Annotated in this window: 21 protein-coding genes; 12 read left to right on the top strand and 9 right to left on the bottom strand. The window is 39.8% G+C overall.

What is annotated here, in order from left to right:
- Positions 1 to 490: 490 nt before the first annotated feature.
- The 3 genes from R8925_RS05070 to R8925_RS05060 all read right to left on the bottom strand — a co-directional run bounded on the left by R8925_RS05070 (position 491) and on the right by R8925_RS05060 (position 2917).
- Complete coding sequence (locus tag R8925_RS05070; RefSeq protein ID WP_036073930.1) at positions 491 to 829, bottom strand: avidin-fold protein; 339 nt, start codon at positions 827 to 829, stop codon at positions 491 to 493.
- Between the two features lie 102 nt (positions 830 to 931).
- Entirely contained in the window at positions 932 to 1510 is a 579-nt protein-coding gene (locus R8925_RS05065) for a nitroreductase family protein (RefSeq protein WP_430534826.1), read from the bottom strand.
- Between the two features lie 66 nt (positions 1511 to 1576).
- A complete protein-coding gene (locus tag R8925_RS05060) occupies positions 1577 to 2917 on the bottom strand; it encodes a metallophosphoesterase (protein WP_430534825.1) in 1341 nt (446 codons plus the stop codon).
- Positions 2918 to 3147: 230 nt separating this feature from the next.
- Between R8925_RS05060 and R8925_RS05055 the strand changes: the two genes are divergently transcribed.
- On the top strand, positions 3148 to 3546 hold the full coding sequence (locus R8925_RS05055; protein WP_430534824.1) for a (deoxy)nucleoside triphosphate pyrophosphohydrolase: 399 nt from the start codon (positions 3148 to 3150) through the stop codon (positions 3544 to 3546).
- Between the two features lie 63 nt (positions 3547 to 3609).
- On the opposite strand, the gene R8925_RS05050 is transcribed toward R8925_RS05055, so the two are convergent.
- On the bottom strand, positions 3610 to 6627 hold the full coding sequence (locus R8925_RS05050) for a DUF3427 domain-containing protein (protein ID WP_430534823.1): 3018 nt from the start codon (positions 6625 to 6627) through the stop codon (positions 3610 to 3612).
- 253 nt (positions 6628 to 6880) lie between these two features.
- Between R8925_RS05050 and R8925_RS05045 the strand changes: the two genes are divergently transcribed.
- A complete protein-coding gene (locus R8925_RS05045) occupies positions 6881 to 7276 on the top strand; it encodes a (deoxy)nucleoside triphosphate pyrophosphohydrolase (protein WP_430534822.1) in 396 nt (131 codons plus the stop codon).
- A 24-nt stretch (positions 7277 to 7300) separates the two neighbouring features.
- On the opposite strand, the gene R8925_RS05040 is transcribed toward R8925_RS05045, so the two are convergent.
- Entirely contained in the window at positions 7301 to 8731 is a 1431-nt protein-coding gene (locus tag R8925_RS05040; protein WP_430534821.1) for a DEAD/DEAH box helicase, read from the bottom strand.
- A 523-nt stretch (positions 8732 to 9254) separates the two neighbouring features.
- On the opposite strand from R8925_RS05040, the gene R8925_RS05035 reads away from it, so the two are divergent.
- The 8 genes from R8925_RS05035 (at position 9255) to R8925_RS05000 (ending at position 18172) form a co-directional block, all read left to right on the top strand.
- Complete coding sequence (locus R8925_RS05035) at positions 9255 to 9569, top strand: ArsR/SmtB family transcription factor (RefSeq protein ID WP_430534820.1); 315 nt, start codon at positions 9255 to 9257, stop codon at positions 9567 to 9569.
- Positions 9566 to 10501, top strand: a complete 936-nt coding sequence (locus tag R8925_RS05030) for an ABC transporter ATP-binding protein (protein ID WP_430534819.1) — start codon at positions 9566 to 9568, stop codon at positions 10499 to 10501. Before R8925_RS05035 ends, R8925_RS05030 begins: the two co-directional genes overlap by 4 nt.
- Positions 10494 to 11264, top strand: coding sequence for an ABC transporter permease (locus R8925_RS05025; RefSeq protein ID WP_430534818.1), 771 nt, complete (start codon positions 10494 to 10496; stop codon positions 11262 to 11264). The genes R8925_RS05030 and R8925_RS05025 overlap by 8 nt, the downstream gene beginning before the upstream one ends.
- A gap of 124 nt (positions 11265 to 11388) precedes the next feature.
- Complete coding sequence (locus R8925_RS05020) at positions 11389 to 12810, top strand: CapA family protein (protein WP_430534817.1); 1422 nt, start codon at positions 11389 to 11391, stop codon at positions 12808 to 12810.
- A gap of 28 nt (positions 12811 to 12838) precedes the next feature.
- A complete protein-coding gene (locus tag R8925_RS05015; RefSeq protein ID WP_430534816.1) occupies positions 12839 to 13804 on the top strand; it encodes a cation diffusion facilitator family transporter in 966 nt (321 codons plus the stop codon).
- Between the two features lie 233 nt (positions 13805 to 14037).
- Positions 14038 to 15519 (top strand): DHA2 family efflux MFS transporter permease subunit, encoded by a 1482-nt coding sequence (locus R8925_RS05010; RefSeq protein ID WP_430534815.1) that lies wholly within the window; start codon positions 14038 to 14040, stop codon positions 15517 to 15519.
- A gap of 120 nt (positions 15520 to 15639) precedes the next feature.
- Positions 15640 to 16545: an AEC family transporter gene (locus R8925_RS05005; RefSeq protein ID WP_430534814.1), complete on the top strand. Its 906-nt coding sequence runs from the start codon at positions 15640 to 15642 to the stop codon at positions 16543 to 16545.
- A 166-nt stretch (positions 16546 to 16711) separates the two neighbouring features.
- On the top strand, positions 16712 to 18172 hold the full coding sequence (locus R8925_RS05000; protein ID WP_430534813.1) for an AcpB/EbpR/MafR family transcriptional regulator: 1461 nt from the start codon (positions 16712 to 16714) through the stop codon (positions 18170 to 18172).
- Positions 18173 to 18224: 52 nt separating this feature from the next.
- On the opposite strand, the gene R8925_RS04995 is transcribed toward R8925_RS05000, so the two are convergent.
- The 3 genes from R8925_RS04995 to R8925_RS04985 all read right to left on the bottom strand — a co-directional run bounded on the left by R8925_RS04995 (position 18225) and on the right by R8925_RS04985 (position 21115).
- Positions 18225 to 19175, bottom strand: a complete 951-nt coding sequence (locus tag R8925_RS04995) for a quinone oxidoreductase family protein (RefSeq protein ID WP_430534897.1) — start codon at positions 19173 to 19175, stop codon at positions 18225 to 18227.
- Between the two features lie 65 nt (positions 19176 to 19240).
- A complete protein-coding gene (gene rlmN, locus R8925_RS04990; RefSeq protein WP_430534812.1) occupies positions 19241 to 20362 on the bottom strand; it encodes a dual-specificity RNA methyltransferase RlmN in 1122 nt (373 codons plus the stop codon).
- 63 nt (positions 20363 to 20425) lie between these two features.
- A complete protein-coding gene (locus tag R8925_RS04985) occupies positions 20426 to 21115 on the bottom strand; it encodes an aspartate/glutamate racemase family protein (protein WP_430534896.1) in 690 nt (229 codons plus the stop codon).
- Between the two features lie 207 nt (positions 21116 to 21322).
- Here R8925_RS04985 and R8925_RS04980 point away from each other — a divergent pair, with 207 nt between their 5' ends.
- A complete protein-coding gene (locus R8925_RS04980; RefSeq protein ID WP_430534811.1) occupies positions 21323 to 22090 on the top strand; it encodes an ABC transporter ATP-binding protein in 768 nt (255 codons plus the stop codon).
- On the top strand, positions 22077 to 24011 hold the full coding sequence (locus tag R8925_RS04975; RefSeq protein ID WP_430534810.1) for an ABC transporter permease: 1935 nt from the start codon (positions 22077 to 22079) through the stop codon (positions 24009 to 24011). The genes R8925_RS04980 and R8925_RS04975 overlap by 14 nt, the downstream gene beginning before the upstream one ends.
- A gap of 113 nt (positions 24012 to 24124) precedes the next feature.
- On the opposite strand, the gene R8925_RS04970 is transcribed toward R8925_RS04975, so the two are convergent.
- Entirely contained in the window at positions 24125 to 24946 is an 822-nt protein-coding gene (locus R8925_RS04970) for an alpha/beta hydrolase (RefSeq protein WP_430534809.1), read from the bottom strand.
- Between the last annotated feature and the right edge of the window lie 522 nt (positions 24947 to 25468).

The raw sequence follows: 25468 nt of genomic DNA, 5'->3' as shown, positions 1-25468 counted from the left end.
AAAATAATTTTTTCTCATGCTAAACGCCCCTTCTTTTAATAATCCTTATACTATGACGACAGTGATATACGTTTCCCACTAAACATTAAGATTAAGTAGCGTCAATTGCAAAATTTCAATAACTACCTATCTACCAGCAGCATGACAAGATCCCCGCCTACATATTAAAATAAGAAATAAGTGACTGATTTCTCTACACTAATTCACTTTTTATGTCTGAGAATAAGCATTCCCAGCTACCATCTCAAAGCTTCACATTTACAACCCACCTTTAAAATTATACGATCCATTCACAGATGCTGCGAGTACAGATATCGGTAGAATAAAAACCAATAGTAGCGCAACCATAGAACTAACAATTTTCTTTTTCATATTCATACTCCTTTTTCATTTTATTTTGAACAACCAAATTGTATCATATCGATCATAATCGAGTCAAATCGTGTCGATTCGCTATAAAAAGCCCCTCAAAAAGGAGCAGTAATTATCCTCATATCTCTTCCACAATCGATGTTCCAGAGTCTCTCTCCAGCCCATTCCACTGCCATTTTTCATGCATCCGAAGTTTCCCATCTGGTAAAAATTCTGGTGTCGAGTGGCACGTCCCGCTTCGAATTCGCTTGTTCACGCTTACATGGTTGTAGCGAAAATCAATTGAGCCATCCTTATGCACCACACCAATCAGTGTCCCACGCGCAATCTCGCCACCCTCGTAAGTCCCCGAAATAACGTCCCCATCTTGAAAATAATGAAAAACCGTGTTTTCAGACACCTCGCCATTTCCCGAGTTCTCGACAACTGCGAATTTTTTCCCCTGATAATTAACGATCAGAATCCCTCCTAGTTTTCAAACTAATCACACAACTATTATAGCACAAAATGACAAAAAAGCCCTAGCCAAGTGATGCATGACTAGAGCCCTATTTTTTCATTATTCACCTAAATCTTTAACCCACTCACTCATTGCCCGGCGCGGCTTCGCATCTGGAATTTCATTGATGCGAGTAATCTGCAAACAGCCAATAATTTGCTGTCCATCTAGGCCCAGTTCCGTCACAACGCCCGAATCAAAAATAAAATTATTCGTCCGCCAAAGCACACCAAGACCAGCTTCCCAGGCCAAAAGTTGGATATTCTGAATCAATGCGCTCGTCGCAGCAATCGCCTCAAAATCCTTCTTGCCACTCCCAATAATGTCTGTCGTCACAATCAACGTATAAGGCGGTGCCACAATCTTACGCTCATTCCCAACCCGAATCTGCTCTCGCCGTTCATGCGTCAATGGCTCACCTTGCATCCGTTCCATTGAATTTACAATCGCCTCCACAAAACGGCGCTTCTCCGATTCCGTCGATAAAACCGCTACATGCCAAGGCTCAATTTTACTATGAAATGGCGCAAAAGCCGATTTCTCCAAAATGTCATTAATAACGCTTCGTTCGATTGGCGTCTCATCTACCTGCTTGATACTACGGCGCTCCATTATAATTTCTGATATATTTTTAGCCATCGATAATCCTCCTAGTGATAATCATTCTCACTAAGTATAGCATGACATATCACTGTTGACCATTATCTAACGTTTCGGAATTTCCAACGTGAGGTCATTTTTCGACTTATGGGCTACGATATAATCAATATACTCCGTCATCATTTCACTATCCGCCTTTTGCCACAACGCGTAGCCCGGCGTCTTCTCTACACCATTCAAAAAACGCTTATCCCCAGTGAAATACGCAAAATTGACCTGTTCCATCGTTTTTGCCATTTCCTCCACATCATCTGGATTATACATCCCTTTTTGAAACAAATCACTGAGTGCCTTCGTATAGCTAAATTGTCCAAAATAAGCCTTCGAATACTGCTGAAAATGAAGCAAATTCGGGTCCTTCGAGTTGATTTTCCGAGCATATTTTTCAACATCTACACGTTGCGTCTTGTAAGCTAGCCCCTGATTCGGTGTATAATTCACGACGCCATACTGTTGCGGATACATTGCCATCGAGCTCGTCGCGACATCATAAATCGTGCAATCATGCGCCGTTTCCGACCGAATATCCTGAATGTGCACATGCCCACTCAGATTCAGCGCAATATCATTCTTCGCAAAAAGCGACACCGCTTCCTTGTTCTGCACAATCGTGAAACCCTTCGTCAACAGCTCACTGTGGTCCAACAAATTATGATGCGTCACCGTAACAAGCTCCGCATCATGCTCCTTCGCCAAATCAATACACTTTTGAATCCACGCAAACGTCTGCGTACTAATATATCCATTCGTCTCCGGCGCACCAAAACGCTTATTATTCTCATAATCCGCCGTGTCCACCATCAAAAGCCACACATCCTCTGACGGCGCCACCAGATAACTAAGCGTTGAATCATCCCGCATCACAGCTTCATCATAACCCGAATAATGATAAATCGAAGCAAACTCATCCGGCGTAATATCCTCCGCCTTCATCTGCTTATCCCCTTCAAACTTTCGCGCATAAGGATTCAAAACATCATGATTCCCCGGAATAACAAAAGTTTGGACGCCTGATTTCTCGATGTCCGCCAATTTCTCCGCCATTTCCTGATGACTCACTTTCTCGCCATTGTTCGTAATATCGCCGCTGAGAACAAGAACATCCGGTTTTTGCGCCTTCACATCATCGACAAAAGCGTCTGTGATTTCGGTGATGTAGTTCTGTTGTTTACCGTCGCCCGTTGCGAGAAAGGTTTTGAAGGCTTTTTTGCCATCAGTGAGCGTGTTTGAGAGATAGTGAATGTCGGTGGCTTGGTAGATGGTTAGAGGCTTATTCTTTGTAATTTTTGGGGAAATATTTGGTTTAGTAGGTTGGTCGGTTGGCTGGGTGCACGCTGTTAAAACAAGGGACAGCAATGCGATACATACCAGTGCGGTTTTTTTCATTTTTGGGAGGCTCCTTTGTTTATATGTTCACATGATTTAGTATAGCACGGATCTTATGTTTTTTGGATGTAGAATTTGTGACAGACTCTCCAATTCCAAGCATTCTATTCATACACTCATATGGTTCGTAATAAGTATTATTAATTGGACTGACTTTCTCAAGTCGTCTTTGAAAATTTATACCATTTATATTATGATAAAAAGAGCTACGAAATTTAGGAGGACTTTAAATGAAAAAAGATATCCATGTTGTAGGTGCGGTCATAATTCAAAATGGTAAAATTCTATGCGCGCAAAGATCTGCACACACTTCTTTGGCTTTACAATGGGAATTCCCTGGTGGAAAAATTGAAGCAAGCGAAACACCTCAAAACGCTTTAATACGAGAAATTCAAGAAGAAATGGACTGTAAAGTAGCCATTGGTGAGCAAGTGGAACACACTGTTCATGAATACGAATTTGGCATCGTCCACCTGACTACGTTTTTATGTCATCTAATTTACGGTGAGCCAAAACTACTAGAACATCACGCTATCAAATGGCTAAAGCCAGCTGAATTAGAATCTCTCGCTTGGGCTCCTGCTGATATTCCAGCTGTTCAAAAATTACAGAAACTTACCTTTTCATAAAAACCATTAAGCTTGAATCATACCTTTCAAAGTTTATCTACTTTCAAGATATGATTCAAACTTTTAATATATCAGCTCACCATACAATTGTTTAGGAATTGATTTGTGAAGACGCCACGTTACATTCATTGGCATATCACCATTACTATTAACATAGTCAACTTCGCCCAAATAAATAAATGGTTCTGTGACACCATCTTCTTTAGCCTTCCGCCTTACAAATAACTTTACATGTATTCCCAGCGTTTTGTGGTTAATAAGTTTTTTTCCGCGAGAAGAATTATGGCTTGTATTATTTTGTGATTGCCAATGGAACTCATTTTGATCAACAAAATAATCATTGTATTCCAGATGCTTTTCAACGCCCTCTTTCTCCATATTAACGAACAGATAGAAGCATTTATCATAAAATTGAACACCTTCTCGATTCCATGTCGATAGATCACCGCCAAAGCCCTCAAATACCGCTACATCTATTTTGCTATATTTTTTATACGGCTTTAATTTGTCATCAAGAACAAGGTTTTTTTTACCAAATTCTTGATCATAACTGTGAACCCCATAGTCAAGGTAATCATTTAACAATTTATTAAACTCATCTGTTACTAGTATTTTTGATAATTCTGGGTCCAAGTGCACAGTTCCCGTATCCGTTTGAAAACTCCGGCCTAGAACCTTATTATTTATTAATCTATTAATTGCAAACCCTATTGAGACCTTTTCCGTCTCTGGTATTTTTATCGAGTATACGTATTCGATATAGTTCTGGACAACCTTTAAACTAACTTTATTCTCTTTCAACAAAATGACTAGAGCTATATAATCATAGAACTTACGAATTGGAATTAAGCTTGAGATGCTATTAAATAACTTTGTCAATTTACTGCTTTTGACAATGGAAATATCAATCGAATCAGCTAGTCCTATTTTTTGTTTTATTTCATGGATATTTCCATAAGTTTTTGACAATAATTGTTTAATCTCTGGAGCGTTTTCAAATTTAACAAAATCAAGTATTTGAACTGTCCGATTACTGCTCGTACTTTGCTTAACTACATTATCAAAATCTTTAAATATAGACTTAATATTATCGGCGGTGTTAAATCTTGTTGTATCAAGAGTCTGTAATATCTCTTCTTTTACAATTGGTGACAGATCTATATGCAAATTAGCATTTAATTCTTTAAAATCGTTCTTTATCATATATCGCACCTTATTTTTATCTATATAACCTCGTTCACTATTCCCCATCAACGCCACCGGAATTAAATAGCTTTTCCTGTGATTCGCAACAAAATCGAGTACTGTGACATATTCTTTATTTGATGATTTCCTCAACCCTCGACCTAATTGTTGTGTGAAAACAATAGCAGATTCAGTAGGGCGCAAAAATAAAATTAAGTTTAATTCTGGGATATCAACACCTTCATTAAAAATGTCCACGGTAAATATAAATTGCAAGCCATTATTTGGATCTTGGAGTTGTTTAATCATTTCAATTCTTCTTTTGCCTTGATCTTCACCAGTTAAGCATATACTTCTTATACCTTTTAAATTAAATTGTTCACTCATAAATTTAGCATGTTCTTTATTAACACAAAAACCTAAACCATGCAATGTATCGCCACTGTACTGATATTTCTTCATATTTTTTAATATCAAGTCTACTCGTCTGTTAGTATTTAATTGTTTAACTAACTCATGTTCATCGCTAGATATTTCGTTTAATTCTAATACCGTATTATCTGATATACCAAAATAATGAAAAGGTGCTAACAACTCTCTTTCTAAAGCTTCTTCCAATCGTATATTAGAGACTACATTATTTTCTGCCAAATCATATATATTTAACCTATCGGTCCGCTCAGGCGTTGCAGTTAGCCCCAACAAAAATCTAGGCTGAAAATGTGCAATTAATCGTTCATATTGTGGAGCTGCTGCGCGGTGGAACTCATCAATAATAACAAAATCAAAATGTTTCTTTGAAATGATTTCTAAGTCTTTGGCAAGTGTCTGCATCGATGCAAATGTATATTTAGCCAACTCCTTTTTTTCACCTACATAATAAGAAAACGATTTAGAGTCATCATCAAACACTCGTTGGAATGTCCGATAAGCATTTGTTAAAAGTTCTATGCGGTGTGCTACAAAAAGAACTGAACTAGCTCCAATATCCTTTGCAGCAAAAGCAGCCAGATAGGTTTTACCTGTTCCTGTAGCCGCAATGGCAAGCCCTCTAGTATGCCCATTATCCATAGATTTCTGTATATTTACCAGAGCTTCATCCTGCATTGAATTAGGCTTTAACTCCCCTGAATCCAGCGTTTGAGAATTGTTAAAGCTAGCTTTATATGTTGATTTCCCGTCTTTAATTCGGCAATATTCTTTATAACCACTAACATAAGCTTCATCCAAACATGCAATATTATCATGCTTCCAAAGATGTTCGAATCTCGACTGACCTGTTCTGATAACACTATCTGATTCTTTTTCATAAGTACGTAAATTCCATTCCTCTCCATATTTCAATGCTGCTTTTGAAATGTTGGAAGAACCCAAAATAATTGAATCGGCATCATTTTTGCGATAAAAAATATAAGATTTAGCATGAAAACTATCTATACTACTCTGCGGTTGATAAATTCTTGTTTCAATATTTGGATACTGTAACAGCGTTTCCATTGCACTTGGCTCTGTAATGTTTAAATATGTAGTGGTAATAATTCTACCTTTAACACCTGCTTTTTGGAGCTGATCTAGGGTGCTCACTAACAAACTCAATCCAGAAGTTCTTATGAAACTAACAACAATATCGAAACTATCACATGTTAACAATTCTTCCTTCAATACATCTAACAGTTGCTCTGCTTCGTTGTAAACCAATCTAGTTGTTTCATCTGCTGACGCTTTTTGTGATATATCGTTAACATATTTGTTCTGTTGTTTATCTATTTTAGAGAGCCCTGCTTCCCCTCTTAGAATCTCCAAGTTTACTTGCTGTGCTTGTTCTTCAATAACATATTCTGCAACGGGTTCCCTAACCTCATTTGCATCATTACTATTATAAAAATCTTCATCCATTTGATCTCAATCCACCTTGTTAGTAAATTTCCACTATTCTTATTATAGCTTATTTGACTATTTTTTACCTCTAATCCATGTAAGTTTACAATAAAAATTAGTTAAACAGCTCTCTAACTATAATTTTAGTGCGCTTTCTATTCTCTATGCTTTTTTTGACTAGGTAATCGAAGACCCAATAAATATTGCCATATTCAAAGAAAACACAATTCAGGGATTATTATGCTATGATAAGGAAAAAAGGAGGAAACCCATGCAAAAAAACATCCATGTCGTCGGAGCTATTATTCAAAAGAACGGAAAAATCCTCTGTGTCCAGCGTGCTGACTCCGCGATAAACGGCGCTGACTGGGAGTTTCCTGGTGGCAAAATCGAGCCTGGTGAAACGCCCGAACAGGCTCTTATTCGTGAAGCTCAAGAAGAAATCGGTTGTGACATCGCCGTAATGCAAGCTTTTCAGCACACTGTTTATGCTTATGAATTTGCCAACGTCCATCTTACTTGTTTTCTGTGCGAACTCATCACTGGTGAACCAACTCTGCACGTACACCAAGCGATGCAATGGCTCGATTCTAGCGAAATGCAGCATTTGAATTGGTCACCCGCAAATCTCCCAGCCGTCGAAAAACTGCAGAAAAAAGATGCCTAATCGCGCTGACTAGGCATCTTTCTCTTATCTCCGTGCTTTACTGACTTTTAATTTTTTCCCTTTCACAGTGACGGTTTGCATTGCTTTCACAACTTGTGCGCCTTTACCGTTCAGAATTTCAACAAACGATACGTTATCCTCAATCGTAATAATCCCGATATCATCTGCACTAATTCCTTCCAACTTTGCAATCGTCCCCACGAAATCCACAGCGCGCAGTTTCTTCTTTTTGCCACCGTTAAAATAAATTTTCATAATGTCTTTACTCAGCGCCGCGCTCTTATCTTTCTTCACGATTGGTGCTTCTTCCATTTTCTCATCAAATGCTGGTTTACGAGCGGCTACAATCGCATCATTCGGCAAATCGACTTGTGGTATTTCAAAGCCAATGTACTCCTCAATCTCACCAATAAAACGGTCCTCAAACGGCGTTACAAAAGTGATTGCTTTTCCGCTACGCCCAGCGCGCCCCGTCCGGCCTGTCCGGTGAACGTAACTCTCTTTTTCGAGTGGCACATCGTAGTTTACGACAAGTGAAATATTCTCAATATCAATCCCACGCGCCGCCACATCCGTTGCAACTAAAAAGCGAAACAGGCCACGTTTAAAATCGTTCATCACGCCAAACCGATCTTCTTGTGTTAAGCCACCATGGATTTTCTCAGCAGGATATCCCATGCGGCGCAACTGGTCATACGTTTCATCCACGCGCTCTTGCGTCCGGCAAAAAATAATCGCACTCTCCGGATTCTGCACAATCAGCGTATCACGTAACGCGACCATTTTGCTATCGTCTTTCACTGTCACTTTTTCATGTGTAATGTCTGCGGTCGTTAGCCCCGTAGCAGCAATTTCGACATGCTCTGGCACCTTCATATATTTGTCACTCAACATTGCAATATCTGCTGGTAATGTAGCTGAAAACAGCATTGTCACGCGATCATTTGGTAGTGCTTGGATAATTGCCTCAACTTGCTCGATAAAGCCCATATTCAGCATTTCATCCGCCTCATCAATGACCAAATAGCGCACTTTCTCCAAGCTTAGCGTACCTTTTTCAATATGATCCAGCGTCCGACCCGGCGTTCCAACGACAACGTGACTTTTCTGCTTCAATTCCAATTTTTGTTTTGCAAAAGGAGACTTTCCAAAAATCGCCGTCGCTTTAATGCGCTTAAACCGCCCAATGTTCGTAAAATCTGCCTGAACCTGTGCCGCCAATTCCCGCGTTGGCTCCAAAACAAGCGCTTGCGGTTTATTCTCGCTCCACTCCACAAGCTCACAAATTGGAATCGCAAACGAAGCCGTCTTTCCACTCCCAGTCTGCGCCTTCACGACAACATCCTTCTCCTCCAAAACTAGCGGCACAACCTCACGCTGCACCTCCGTCGCTTCCTTATAACCCAAACCAGCAAGCGCCCTCTCAATATCCGAACCAATCTTATCAAATTTCATAATTCTACCTCGTATCTGTATTCTTTTATTAAGTATAACATGAAAAGCTGAGGCGGCCCGTTAGATTCGAAAAAAATTGTTAGGGACCGTAAGAAAAGTCCGCTTCTGACTTTTTTGGAGGTCGCGAAATTTTCGAGGAGCTGGTCGCCGAAGCTGGATCGGAGACACCTATCATGATTCACCGCATGGAACGAATGCTCTCTTCGCTCGCACTCATATTGCGGCTCTAAGAAAATAAAATATATTTCCTAAGAGACACAACAAAAATTTTAAACAGGCGCAGAGAAAATCCGCCCTTGATTTTTTCGGAGGCTGTGTAAATTTCGAGGATTTGGCCGCCGAAGCTGGATCCGGAGACGCCTATCATGATTCACTGCATGGAACGAATGCTCTCTTCGCTCGCACTCATATTGCGGCTCTAAGGAAATAAAATACATTTCCTAAGAGCCGCAACAACTTGACATTACATTTATACTAATCTATATTCTACATAGGTATTCGTCTATATATGAGGAGGTTAAAAATGAACTATGAAAAAACTTCATTAATACTCAAAGCTATGGCAGATCCAAGCCGAATGAAAATCATCCACCTCTTATCGTCCGGTAGTTTGTGTGCCTGTGATGTCTTAAAATATTTTGACTTCACTCAGCCAACGCTTTCCCACCATATGAAATCACTGGAGAAGGCCGGAATCGTTTCTGTAACAAAACAAAGTCAGTGGCATTACTACGCGTTAAAAGAAACGTTTATAAGAGATTTCATGGATTCCATGGTACAATTACTTTCTGATGAAAAAACCGAATCATACACAAAAAAGGAGATAGTTATTAAATGACATATGCACTCGAAATAACAGGCTTAAAAAAAGTATATGCGACAGGCGTTCAAGCGTTACGGGGAATTGATTTAACCGTACAAGAAGGGGATTTTTACGCATTGTTAGGCCCAAACGGCGCTGGGAAATCAACAACAATCGGAATCATCACATCACTGGTCAACAAAACGTCCGGAAAAGTAAAAGTTTTTGACTATGATATCGATACCGATTTAGTTCGTGCAAAGCAGCAAATTGGGCTAGTTCCGCAAGAATTTAATTTCAATCCGTTTGAAACCGTCCAACAAATCGTTGTGAACCAAGCTGGCTATTACGGTGTTTCTCGCAAAGAAGCGCTAAAACGAAGCGAAACATACTTAAAACAATCTGGTCTCTGGGAAAAACGGGATGTTCGTGCCCGGATGCTTTCTGGTGGTATGAAACGGCGCTTAATGATTGCTCGCGCGTTGATGCATGAACCGCGTTTACTCATTTTGGACGAACCAACGGCTGGCGTTGATATCGAACTAAGACGCGAAATGTGGGATTATCTCAGAGAATTGAACGTTGGCGGCACGACGATTATTCTGACAACGCATTACCTAGAGGAAGCCGAAATGCTCTGCCGCAATATCGGAATTATTCAGTCCGGTGAGCTAATCGAGAATACAAGCATGAAAGCACTTTTAGGCAAATTGCAGTTTGAAACGTTTATTTTTGACTTAGCGCCTTCTAATAGAAAACCTGAAATTACAGGATACAAATATAATTTAGAGGACGACGCAACACTCGAAGTCGAAGTCGAGCGCAATCAAGGAATTAATGACGTTTTTGAACAACTGACCAAACAAGGAATTCAAGTTTTATCCATGCGCAACAAGTCCAATCGTCTGGAAGAACTTTTCCTGAAAATCACAGAAGAGACACACCAAGCGGAGGGGAATCATGTTTAATCTTTATTTTACAGCTTTAAAAAGTCTAGCAGTCAAGGAAACCAATCGCTATATGCGGATTTGGATTCAAACTTTAGTACCACCAGTCATTACGACGTCATTATATTTCGTTATTTTCGGTAACTTAATCGGCAGTCGTGTCGGCCAAGTTGGTGGATTTTCTTATATGGAGTTTATCGTACCCGGACTTATTATGATGTCTGTCATCACGAGCTCTTATTCCAATGTATCATCTTCCTTTTTCTCGCAAAAATTCCAGAAAAATATTGAGGAAATACTGATTGCACCGGTGCCAACTCATGTCATCATTTGGGGCTTTCTCCTTGGTGGAATTGGTCGAAGCATTCTAGTTGGAGCGCTCGTTACACTCGTTTCGTTATTTTTCGTACCGCTCGCTGTCCATTCATGGCTACTCGTTATTTTAACGTTACTCATGACAGCGATTCTATTTTCATTAGCGGGTTTACTAAACGGTATTTTTGCTCAATCTTTTGACGATGTATCCATTATTCCAACCTTTGTTTTGCAGCCATTGACGTATCTCGGAGGCGTGTTTTATGCGATTTCCATGCTACCACCATTTTGGCAAGCTGTATCAAAAGTCAATCCGATTGTTTATATGGTTTCAGGATTCCGCTTTGGCTTCCTGGGAACGACAGATATTTCAGTGATGTGGTCAATCGCCATCCTCATCCTTTTTATCGTTGTGCTGTACGCAATTTGTTGGTATTTAATCGACAGAGGACGCGGACTAAGAAGTTAATAGACTTAAACAAGTGGCCTAATCCTGATTTGTATTCGGGATTGGGCCATTCCATTTTTATACATTGCCATCTCTCTTCTCACATAATATACTAAAAGAAAATCGCTCTTGAAAGGAGCACAATATGAAGAAAAAAACATTCCTTATTCCAGGCATCATCATTCTTTTTTTTGCAGTAGGTATTTTTTGGACCGTACACGCTTTGAATCAACCACCTACAGAAAAACCACTCAAAAATATCACCCAGAAATCCGTTCAACAGCTTTCCGAACAAACGAGAATTACGCTAGAATCCCTTGCAAATTCTGGGGGCGATTCTGATTCACAGGAACAATTAGCAGCTCTCATGAAAAACGTAAAGGAATATAAATTAACGAATAATTCCAACAGTTCCTATATTAAAAATTTAAAAGCTTGCCTAGAAGCGCTACAACAATACAAATCTGGAAACAGTGATAAAAAAGCGCTTGGCAAAGTCTATCCAACTTTTGTCGAAAGCGAAAAGAAGTGCAGTAACATCACTAAAACAACTCAGTACCAATGGTTTTATGCAGCTGCAGCGAACTATGAACAGGGGCTCAAGCAAAAAGGGGTTATCACGCTAACTATGGTCGGTGACAACTCGTTTGGTACCTATCCTGAAACGCCTGAACACCTCAAATTCGATAACGTTTTCAAGAAAAACAATGGCACCAATACCTATGTTTTCCAAAACTGTCTACCGTGGTTCAAATCAGATGACTATACGGTAATTAACGCGGAAAGTGCCTTTACGAATGCCACGAGAGCCGAAGTGAAAATGTGGCGCATCAAGAGTGATCCTAAACATGTCGCCTTTTTACCAGCGAGTGGTGTTGATGCAGCAAATCTCGCTAACAACCATACAATGGATTATTTTCAAATTGGTTATGACGACACCTTGAAAGCTTTTGAAGACAACAATATCCCTGTTTTCAATAAGGACATGCCGCTCATCACTAAAATCGGCGGTATCGAAACTGTCTTACTTGGCTATGATTGCCGTGCAAGTCAGCAATCCGCGAGCTACCTTGCAAAAATAGAAGCAGATGTAAAGAAATACAAAAAGCCCAATAATCTAATCATTGTGAATATGCACTGGGGAGTCGAATACCGTGAAACACCAGTCGATTACCAAACCCAATACGGCCATGCTATTATTGATGCTGGCGCTGACATTATCATGGGTTCCCACCCTCACCGCTTAGAGAGTGTTGAGAAATATAATGGTAAGTACATCGTGTATAGCATGGGTGACTTCGCTTTTGGCGCTGATCCAACGCTGCTTTCTCGGATGACCTCAATGTTCCGATTGCGCTTTACAGAAGATAATGGTAAGGTAGTCTTAAAAAATCTTTCCATCGTTCCAACTTATGAGAACTCAGATGGCGCTCTACACGAAAATAATTACCAACCTCTGCCCGTTTTTGGTGATGATGCGAAGAAAATTGTGAATGAGTTAATCAGAATTAGTAGACCCGTTCAGGGTGGAGTAACAGAGTATGACTACTTTGATCCATTTATATAAAAGCTAAATTTAGAAAGAAGGAAAACTTTTGAAAGAAATATTTCAGTTACTAAAAAAGGGAAACAAGTCGGCACTTACCGCCGCAATCGTCAACGTCCTTGTATCTATCATTAAAGGAATCACCTATATATTCACAGGAAATGTCGCGATGTTCGCTGAAACGTTACACAGTCTTGGTGATGCTGCCAATCAATTTTTCGTGTTTGTTGGTTCTGCACTAAGCAAGAAACGCCCGACAAAGCGCTTTCCCAATGGTTTTGGTCGTGTCGTAAATCTTGTTCTTCTCGGAGCCGTTCTAATTGTAGGTATCATGGCATTTGAAACAATTAAAGAAGGAATTTCGCACATTTTCCATCCAACAGAATCGACCGGTTTCCTCATTAACTTGATTGTTCTCGGGGTCTGTACGATTTTAGAAGGTTTTGTTCTCGTAAAAGCAATGCACGAAATTGCGCACGATGTTGGCTTGAAATCTCGCGGTTTGAAACTTTTCAAAGATAGTCTCGCGAATTTCAGTAAAGCTAAAGCCGCGACTCGTCTCGTTTTCTTAGAAGATTCCGTTGCAACTGGCGGCGGACTTTTGGCGATGATTGCCATCATTATTTCCTATTTCACACCGTACCATCAAGCAGAGGGAATCGCGTCTGCCTTAATCGGGATTATGATGTTTATCGTTGTTGGAAAAGTGTTCTTGGATAACGCGGCTGGGGCGATTGGTGAGTCCGATGAAGTATTGCAAGTACAAATTGGTCAACTCGTAATGAGCGATCCAGACGTTAAAGACATCCAAGTCATCACTGTTTTAAAAGAAGGCGACTTTTTCCATGTGGAAGTCGAGGTGGAACTCGATCCCGAAATGACGCTTGCACAAGTGGATGATGTCAAAGATCGCCTCGAAGAAAATATTCTAAGCGTCAAAGGAGTTGTCGATGTTCTCGTTTCATTTGATGAAGATGATGCCATCCGAAGCTGGGAGTATGGTGACGGTAGGTAATTTTACAATACGAAGATGGTAATAAAGATTCATTTCTTTTTGCCATCTTTTTTAGTTGCAAATGAGTAGTATAAACAAAGATAGCGTAATCATTTTCGCCTTATCAAAGCAACAATATGGATACTTCCATTTTTTTTTTAACTTTTCCATTGACTCTTTTCGTAAATTGCCCTATAATAATCAAATAGTTAATTAAGTGAACTAATTATTTTTAAATCAAAAGGAGATTGAACATGACACAAACAGCACACGCGGAACAACCCGTGGATATTCACGGGAAACCTTATAATCGTATGTTATTAATGACAGTAATGCTTGTGGGGGCATTCGTTGCTATCTTAAACCAAACGATTCTTTCAACAGCTCTTCCGCACATTATGGTCGATTTAAACATCACAGCAGCTACAGGGCAATGGCTAACAACAGCATTCCTACTTACTAACGGGATTATGATTCCAATTACGGCAATGTTAATCGGTAAAATTAACTCGAAAACGCTATTTTTAACAGCGATGATCGTCTTTACAGCTGGTACGGTAATCTCAGCTTTCTCAGATAGCTTTGCATTGCTTCTAACTGGACGGATTATTCAAGCAGCTGGGGCCGGAATTCTAATGCCCCTAATGCAAACCATTTTCCTACTTATTTTCCCACCTGATCGTCGTGGGGCAGCGATGGGAATGGTCGGATTAGTTATCGCTTTTGCGCCTGCTATCGGGCCGACTTTATCAGGTTGGATTGTTGATAGCTATGATTGGCATATGCTTTTCATTATCTTGATTCCAATCGCAGTTCTTGATATTATTTTTGCCTTTTTCGCAATGAGAAAAGTAGTTGAACTTACGAATCCAAAAATCGATATTCTCTCGATTGCCCTTTCAACAATTGGATTTGGTGCCCTTCTTTACGGCTTTAGTAGTGCGGGTACGGATGGTTGGACAGACGGACTTGTGATTACAATGTTCATCGTTGGTGCTATCGGCTTAGTCCTATTCATCTGGCGCCAACTTAAAATGGAAAAACCGATGCTCGAACTTCGCGTTTTCCAATCACCAGTTTTCACGCTATCCACTATTATTAGTGCGATTGTTATGATGTCTATGATTGGTGCAGAAATCGTATTGCCACTTTATATTCAAAATATTCTTGGTGAAACAGCGCTACATTCTGGATTACTATTACTTCCAGGTGCTATCGTGATGGGAGTTATGAGCCCAATTACCGGTATTATTTTTGATAAGATTGGACCGAAATTACTCGCGATTACTGGTATGACATTACTTGTAGCTGGAACAATTCCGTTTATGTTCTTGACAAAAGATACGTCTACTATGTACATTATCGTCTTTTATGCCGTGCGTTTCTTCGGTATTTCAATGGTCATGATGCCGATGTCAACAGCTGGTATGAACTCATTGCCACTAAACATGATGAGTCACGGTACTGCGGTGAACAATACAATTCGTCAAGTTGCCGGTTCGATTGGTACAGCAATTCTGATTACTGTATTGAGTAACGTAACGAAAGATAATATGCCAGGAAAAGCATTAGCAATGTCTGATCCACAAGCGTTCCAAAGTCAAGCTATGACAGCAAACCTTGACGGTATGAAAGCGGCGTTTCTCGTTGCCGTAGCCTTCGCGGTTGTGGGCTTGATTCTGAGCCTATTCGTGAAAGACATTCGTCCTCAAGGCAAGAAAACTGTAACTAAATAATGAAAAAGAAACGTGTACGCTAAATTTTTTCTTAGCATCGCGTTTCTTTTTTCGGTGTTACTAACGAAATATGCTAAGATAGTAAAATAAGTTGATATTTACAGAAAAGGGGATTTTTGCATGGAGTTTGTTTTGATTTTATTGCCGATTTTCGGGATTTTTGCAATTGGTTTTATTGGACAGAAAACGCTTAAGTTTGATATTCCGAATTTATCGAAGTTAACGCTTTATTTAATGTCGCCGTTTTTGGCGTTTAATACGTTCTACACGAATAAATTAACGATGGATTATGCCTATTTATTGATTTTTGTCGTGGGGCTTTGTTTGTCTATTATCGCGATTATTTATGTAATTGCAAAGGTGATGAACTACGATATTCAAGATGCGTGCGCGATGATTCTCGCTTCAGCTTTTATGAACAATGGGAATTATGGAACGCCAGTTGTTTTGCTGATTTTTGGCGCTGCTGGGCTTGATATTGCTGTTATTTTAATGGTGTTACAACAGCTTGTAATGAGTACGATTGGAGTCTTCTTCGCGGCACGAGGAAGTTCACAAACGGCCAGTATGAAAATGGTTTGGCAACGTGTCGTCCGAATGCCAGTCGCTTACGGGGCGCTACTAGGTATTGTCCTCCAACTTATCCATCTACCAGTGCCAGCGGGCGTGATGACCTGTGTGAAATTGGTCGGGGATGCAGCAATTCCAACGATTATGATTGTGTTGGGCATGCAATTAGCCGTCATATCATTTCGCCGAATCGATATTCCTAAAGTCTCGATTTCGCTTATTTTGCGACTCCTCATTTCCCCTCTTATCGCTGTATTGTTCACGCTTGTTTTACCAGTAGACCCGATGACGAAACAAATCATGATTCTACTTGCGGCAATGCCAACAGCTGCTAACACAACTTTACTCGCAGTGCAATTCAATACGAAGCCAGATCTCGTATCCAGCACAACTTTTATCAGCACTGTTCTTAGTATTGTCACAATTCCGGTTGTTTTATGGCTTCTTTTTCCTTAAAAGTGATGACAAATGGATTATGATATGATATAGTTAACAAATTGAACAAAATAGCAAACATATCTTCATGCAACTATGAGCCACCGCGCCGATTCAAGGCACGGTGTTCCTTCGTGTCTGTCCCTGTAGCCGAATGTGAATCTATGAGCTAGGAGTGTGTCCATTTTTGAAAAATTTAATTGTCGCTTCGGAGTACCGTAAACTCAATTTACTACAGACATTATTTAAATCCCCGCAAACATATCAAAAGAAAGAGTTAGCTGACTTATTGCACTGCTCAATCAAAACACTAGAGCGCGATATTTTATCGTTGCAAGAACTGTTCGATCCTAACATCGCTCATGTATATGAAGACAGCTCTCGAAATATTTTGCTTTCTGTCGGTGAACATGTCAATTTCGACTACCTCTATGCACTTGTCGTAAGCAGTTCCCATCTATATTTACTGGCAAAAGACATTTTTACTGGCAAAAAAAAGAATCTAGCCGAATGGGCGACTGATAACTATAGTAGCCTACCGACCATGTATCGTCGTATTCGTCAAATTGATACGTATCTGGCTGATAGTAATCTTGTTTTAGAAACACAACCTCTTGCTATCAAAGGGCCTGAAATCAATCTTCGTTATTTCTACTACCAAATTTATAGTAAATCTTATCCTTACACTGAATGGCCCTTTCCAGACATCCCCTATGAAAACATCAATCAATTTATCCTCCAAGTAGAAGCTTTTTACCACATCCATTTTTCACTATCTTCACGAATTAAATATGCGATTGCGATTGCTGTTACACTAACACGCGTTAAGCAAGAACAAGCTTTTACCATTCAAAATCACTGGTTACAAAAATGGGATGAACTCAATGCATTGCAACCTGAAAATGCCACAATTGATTATACCCTTCTCGAAAAAATCATCGATGCGCCCCTCTCAAAGCATGAACGCTATTTCACACTAGTCACTGCTTTTTGGACCCATTTTAAGCATACAGATAGCTTTTTCATAGAAGCTAGAGCGCAGTGCAACTCGGAAATTTACTTGCCAAACCACGTACTGGCCTCTGAACTTACTAGCATACTAGATGAATATCCTGACAACGAGAAAAATATCGCCCTCACAGAAACACTGGACTTCTTAGTACACTTCACGTTTATCAATAAAATAAATGTGTTGCCAGATATTCCTCTTCCTCAAGTTTCCCCAGAAAAAGCTCATCTCTCCAAACAAATCCACAACATCTTAACGAAATATGAAGAAAATCCACATTTCTCATATATTCGCCCAAATAAGTCTGTGATTACCAATCATCTAGTTGGTATTTATAGCATCTTAATGCAGCAAGCCCAACAGCATGATGCCCTTCACGTCAAAATTATTTCTCAAAACGGTTATTTATGGGAAGAGTTTCTTCGTGGTGAAATCAAGCGGAGATATTCCGCGGATCAAATTATCGTTTGCCAGGAAGTAACAACACACGAGCTACATGCTGGAATTGATTTAATTATTAGCGATTTCCCTCTTTATGAGCAAGCCGACACGCAAGCCAATGGGTTGCTTTGGAATATCCCGCCTTCTCCTACAGATTATGCCCAGTTGGACACTATTTTAGAACGACAAAAAGCGTAAAAATAGCAGGAAAATCGGATTTCAGCTTAAAATCCGAGCTTCCTGCTATTTTTTATGGTATTAATAAAATTTTTCCGGTACTTTTTCTGCTCTCCAACAAGTCATGTGCAGTTTTTCCATCTGATAATGCGAATTTCCGCGGCTTGTTCACCGTTATTTTCCCGGTACTAATCATTTCAAAAAGGGCATGCGAGCGCTTGATTCGCTCTTCTTTGCTCGTTAAAAAACTCCACAAATCTCCGCCAGTCAATGTTTTAGAAGCATCCATCAACATCCGCGGATCCACAGGCAAGGGATCACCACCGGACATACCGTAAAAAACGACTGTGCCTTTCTCACGAACAGTTTGGAAGCTATCCATTAGCATTGAGCCCACAGAATCATATGCTACATCGATTTTTCCACTTAATTTTTCGGCCCAATTATCACTGTACAATAAAACCTCTTCCGCGCCTAATTTCTGTGCAATTACTGCTTTTTCTTCACTCGAAGTCAGACCGATTACTTTGCCGCCAAGCGATGTGATAATTTGCGTCAACATTTGACCAACGCCACCAGCAACAGCATGAACAAGCGCCATATCCCCATATTTAATCGCATAGCTATCCTTTGCCAAATAGCTAGCCGTCAAACCTTGTAACAATACAGAGGCCGCGATATCATCTCCAATCGAATCTGGAATGGGGATTGCTTGTGTGACGGGAACTGCAACCAATTCCGCATTTGCAAGTGGCACATCAACAAACGCTACACGATCACCAATCGTAAAATCCGTCACACCCTCACCAAGCGTTACAACAACGCCTGCCCCCTCATATCCAAGCACGTACGGCGCCTCACCAACAAGATGGTAATTCCCCTTACGACGATAAATATCTGCAAAATTCAAACCAATCGCAGTCATTTCTAGTAAAATTTCTCCCTTACCAGCCACTGCATCTGGTATATCTACATATTGCAATACATCTGAACCTCCAAATTCATTAAAAACCAATGCTTTCATCATTCGCAGCTCCTTATATATAGAAAAAGCTCGCATCATTCGCGAACTTCTTCTTATTCTAAATATTATTCTGCAGTAGCTTGTTGTTTTGCTTCAGCTTCTGCTTTTTCACGCATCCGTTCACGAACGCCTTTTTTCTTAATTTGTTTACTACGCAATTGCCCACACGCAGCGTCAATATCTGTCCCATGTTCACGACGAACGACACAATTAATCCCTTTGCGTCTCAGTGTCTCATAAAACGCATCAATAACTGCAGCATCACTGCGTTGATATTGATCATGCTCGTCAACCGGATTGTAAGGAATCAAGTTCACCCAAGCCAAATGACGCTTCTCACCAATTAGAGCCGCCAACTCAAGTGCTTCTTGCTTGTGATCATTGACATCTTTTAGCATGATATACTCATACGTGATACGGCGATTCGTTTTCTCCAAATAATATTCGACTGCTTCCATCAATTTTTCTAATGGATAGGTTTTGTTAATTCGCATCACACGCGTACGTAAGTCGTTGTTTGGAGCATGTAAAGAGACGGCTAAATTAACACGAATATCTTCATTAGCAAAATCAATAATACGCGGTGCTAGACCACTTGTTGATACCGTAATATGGCGCGCTCCAATAGCTAAACCCTTCTGATCGTTCACAACACGAAGGAAATCCATCACGTTATCATAGTTATCAAATGGCTCCCCAATCCCCATGACTACGATATGGCTGACACGATCGCCATTGCCCTTCGAATCCAGATAAAGTTGCACATTCATAATTTGTTCAACAATCTCGCCAGCATTCAAATCACGCTGTTTCTTCAGCAACCCACTTGCACAAAAAGTACAACCGATATTACATCCCACTTGCGTCGTTACACAAACGCTAAGCCCGTATGAATGTGTCATCATAACCGTTTCAATCAAGTTACCATCCGATAATTGGAATAAATATTTCGTTGTCCCATCTTTGGATTCCTGTTTAATTTGTTCATTTAATGTGTGCATTGTGAAGTGTTCCTCCAGCATGTCCACACATGATTTATTCAAGTTTGACATTTGCGCAAACTCTGTGACACGTTTGACATAAAGCCAATCCCACACTTGCGTCGCACGGAATTTCTTCTCGCCCTTTTCCTCAAACCAGTCCCCAAGCTGCGCCATCGTTAACCCGTAAATCGAGCTTTTTCCCATTCTTCAAAAACCTCTTTTCAAAATTTCATTACGCCTTATCCAAATTATAACGGTTTTAGCGCCTCATCGCAAGGCTTCCTTTGCTGCATATTTGGCGTGAAGTTCCGCAGTTTTAAAGATTGGTAGCGCAACGTCAGACTCATGAATAAGCAATTCCAGTTCCGTGCACCCCAAAATAACACCTTGCGCCCCTTCTATGTTCGCTTTTTCAATAATAGCTAGCATCTCTGCCCGCGATTCTTCACGGATAATACCCAGACACAACTCCTCAAAAATAATGCGATTCACAGTCTCCAAACCACCACCAACTGGAATCTGAACCCCAATCCCGCTTCCTACATAACGCCCTTTATAAAAATCCTCCACCATCGTATACCGCGTACCAAGTAATAAAATCTGCACCAATCCCCGCTCCTGAATTGCCCTAATCGTCGGCTCCGCAATATGTATAATCGGGATTCCAATCATTTCTTCCACCTGATGTACCACTTTATGCATCGTATTCGTACAAATCAAAATAAAGTCCGCACCAGCTCGCTCCAATTTCACTGCTATATCTGCGAGCAACAATCCCGCCTCATGCCATCTATTCTCTTGTTGCAACTTCTCAATCGCATAAAAATCCACACTATGCAAAATAATCTCAGCCGAATGAAGCTCCCCCAATATTTCACGAATATGCTCATTAATAATCCGATAATACTCTGCTGTTGATTCCCAACTCATCCCACCGATTAACCCGATTTTTTTCATATCCACATGCTCCCTCCTAAAAAACTTAGCCTTATCTATTTCAAGTAAGTATACCACGGGAAGAAGCTGTCTTAAAACTCTTTTTGGATTGCGTTGTGTTACAAAAGTGTAAGCTTCTTCATTCATAATGTCATCTTGGGCAATGGTTTACACTTACTTTTATCGCTACACTGATAGTATAAGTCATCTATAATAGGAGGAATTTACATGAAGGTAATTCTACAGGCACAAAATGTTTGTAAAGTTTATGGTATAAAAGGCAATCTTTACACAGCTTTAGACAATATCAATCTGGAAATTGAGAAGGGGGATTTTGTTGGTATCATGGGGCCAAGCGGTGCCGGTAAATCAACGCTACTTAACGTCTTCTCCACCATTGACCAATCTACTTCTGGTACAATCAAAATCTCTGGTCAAGAACTGGCAACAATGAATGAGGAACAGATGTCTTCGTTTCGTCGCGACAAGCTAGGATTTATTTTCCAAGATTATAACCTGCTTGATACACTGAGCGTTCGCGAAAATATCATATTACCCCTTGCACTCGCAAAACATTCTGTAAAGGACATGGAAACACGACTAGAAGAAGTAGCCGACACATTCCATATTCGCGATATTTTAGATAAATACCCTAACGAAATCTCTGGTGGACAAAAACAACGCACAGCTGCAAGTCGCGCAATAATAGCCGATCCTAGTTTAATTTTTGCGGATGAGCCTACTGGTGCTCTTGACTCAAAATCAGCAACAGATTTATTAGAAAATTTAAAAAGACTGAATGAACAAAAATATTCAACAATCATGATGGTAACACATGACGCCTATGCCGCCAGCTTCTGTAAACGAATTTTGTTTATTAAAGATGGCGCACTTTATACCGAGATTTATCGTGGCGCACAAACCCGCAAAGAATTTTTCCAAAAAATTCTTGATGTATTGGCACAATTGGGAGGAGATATAAATGACATTATTTGATCTAGCAAAAAAAAATATAAAACATAATTTCATTCACTATTTTCTCTACTTTGCCTCCATGATTTTCTCGATCATGATTTATTATACATTTGTATCGCTGTCGAAAGATCCAACAGTCGTTGCTCGTATCGATAATGATGACAATCTTTCCAGTATTTTTAACGCATCATCTATCATCTTGATTATGTTCGTCGCTATCTTTATTTTGTATTCCAATCACTTCTTTACCCGTAAGCGAAAAAAAGAGATTGGCATATACTCCCTTCTAGGTCTTCGTAAAAAAGAAATCGGCCGGATGCTATTTTATGAGAATTTTCTAATGGGTGTTGTTGCTCTCGTTATTGGGATAGGCCTTGGTACACTTTTGTCCAAACTATTCGTCGCGATATTAATCCAGGTCATGAAGCTTGATGCAATTAGTAATTTTGTTTTTTCTATCGATGCTGTTGTCAATACGGTTGTGATTTTTATTATCATTACACTGATTACATCGATTACCAGTTACCGCATCATTTACCGAACGACATTACTTGAGCTATTCCACTCAGAAAGTAAACGTGAAAAAACACCAAAAAACAATCCATTCTTAGCAATACTCGCGCTCATTTTAATTCTGGGTGGCTACTTTATTGCTTTACAACCTCTAATAACGACGAATTCTATTTGGGGGGAGCTCAAATTTGGACTCGGCATGGCAGTCATTATGACGTTAGTTATTACTGGAACTGTGCTCTTACTTAACAATTTCCTACCATTCTTACTCAATAAAATTCGTAAAAACAAACGGATTTTCTATAATGGCACAAATATTATAAGTAATTCACAACTTGCATTCCGAATCGCTTCAAATGCCAGAACGCTTTCTACTATCGCCGTTTTGACTGGCATGACATTAGTTGCAATTGGCATGGTTGCAGGTATCTATAATAATACGGGTAAAAGTGCTAGTTTAAATAACCCAGCTACTTTTGAATATCATATTGTGGATGAAAAAAGTAATAAAGCAGCACTAACACTTGCCCGAAATAACACACAATCTCCAATAACTGGGCACCAGGAAACAACCATTAGCTATGTAAAAGCCACAAGCGATAAAGAGATGCCATTTGCATACGAGTCTAAAAATGGTTTTGCAGTTATTGGTCTTACAGCTTACAATAAACTACTCGCTCTAGAAAAACAAAATAGTTCAAAATTGGCACAACTAGAAAACAATGAAGCCGCACTTATCTCATCTGATTCGGCTTCTGAAAACGAAGTACTAAATCAAGGCTTCACCTTAAAAAATAGCACCAAACAAAAAGTAACAATCACAAAAATTATCACAGACTTACCCTTTAACACAATTTATCACCTCATTGTTGTCTCTGATGATGTGGCAAAAACACTACCTAGCAAAAATAACATAACAATCCAATCAATCATGATGGAACAACCAAGAGATGCCCTTGCGCTTAGCAAACAAATGTCGAAAGTACTTCCAGAGAATGCAATGTTTCGAAGTTATCCAGAGAATTACGACGCACTGATGAGAGGCAATGGTGTTCTGCTATTTATCGGTATGTTTATTGGTATGGTTTTTCTAGCTGCAACTGGGAGTATCATCTACTTCAAGCAACTAACTGAGGCCTATAATGATGTAGCAACTTATGATATTTTAAAAAAAATTGGTTTAGATCGAAAAGAAATTCGCAAAACCATTGCCAAGCAAGTACTCGTTACTTTTTTAATCCCACTTATTTTAGGGATTGCACACAGCTCTATCGCACTGATTTCCCTTGCTCACTTGTTGCAAATGAATATAGCATTCGCAGCCATTATAAGTACGGGAACCTTCACTTTGATGTTCATCGCTTATTACTTCATAACAGTAAATACGTATACCAATATTGTAATAGGCAAAAAAAGAAATTATGGATGACTTAGCTCCTTTTCTAAAGATCGTATAGTCTTCTTTTCTGTACTATTTTTTCTCATATAAAAGCCTCTCACTGTAATTTTTTACAAATAAGAGGCTTTTTTTCATCCCATATATCAATAAATAAACCCTGCAACAATTGCATCCACTGTCGTATTCTCATGCAAATCACTATGTTGCGCGTTTCCTCCTGTCACAACTTGCTCACTATAATCGGCCACTGCAGCATCGAAAATCAGGCGTGATGCTAAAGCGCTCTGAACTGGCACAACACCATCTGATACAGAATCTCCATCTAAGTCTCCAGCAATCGAAAGCACCTTCAAGTTCGCATCTAAATTTCCACTTTCTTCGATATACGCCTGCAACTCTGTCGTCCGTTTCTTCACATCCATAAAGTCTGTTGTAGCCGCATTATAATCTGTATCCAAATCATTGAATGGCGTCCCAATAACGACCAACCTTTCCATTCTCGGTGCCGCATCATCCAATAATTTTTCTGCATATGTCGTCAGCGCCAAGCCACCATTTGAGTGTCCAATCGCATTGTACTGTGTTACGTTATACCGTTTCTGAATATCCTTCATCACCATATCAATCCACTCTGCTTCTTGATCAATTGGCGCATCATTATTCTCAAACACTATCTGAATAAAGGGGTTTTGCGACTTGCTACTCAGCGCACCTTGATATTTCAGCGTGCCATCTTTTTGTACCAGCACAATGACCTTATCCGTAGATTTTCCATATGTAGACATAATTCGCGTAATCATTCCATTAAACGAATTTGCCGTTCCATGCGTCCCATGAACAAGCAAAATCGGCGTCGTTTTCGATAAATCAACATCCTTAACCTTCGCCGAATACGCCCTAATTGATCCAAAAACCGCAATCGCCAAAAAGAAACATCCACCAAACAACGCCAATTTCCGCCACATATCCCATCCAACCCTTCTACTTGTTATCATGCTTTTACTTTACCCACAAAAGATGAACAATTTATTACTAAAATATTAGGTTTTAAAGAAGTTTTGAAAACGGGGTTTAAATCTTGATTGTTTATATCCAATAAAGTTGGAGGCTTTATTGATTGAGGAATTGGTTACATGCATATTGGCGCTCTACCTTAGGATTCTTCTCTTAGTATTGCTTCGCATGGATTATATGCTCGCCTTGCTCCTAGCCATATTGAAGACCTTGAGGATATTATTATAGTTTGGCAATAGTTTTTAGTCTGCTATCATATATGCCTCGGGCGGATTACATGCTCGCTTCGCTCTCATGCATATTGGCGCTCTAACTCAGGGGACTTCTCTTCGTATTGCTACGCATGGATTACATGCTCGCTTCGCTCTCATGCATATTGGCGCTCTAACTCAGGATACTTCTCTTCGTATTGCTACGCATGGATTACATGCTCGCTTCGCTCTCATGCATATTGGCGCTCTAACTCAGGATAC

Source organism: Listeria rocourtiae subsp. hofi (assembly GCF_963575615.1).
Lineage (GTDB): Bacteria > Bacillota > Bacilli > Lactobacillales > Listeriaceae > Listeria_A > Listeria_A hofi.
Note: the sequence above shows the minus strand (reverse complement) of the source record. Positions and strands in the feature narration are given on the sequence as shown.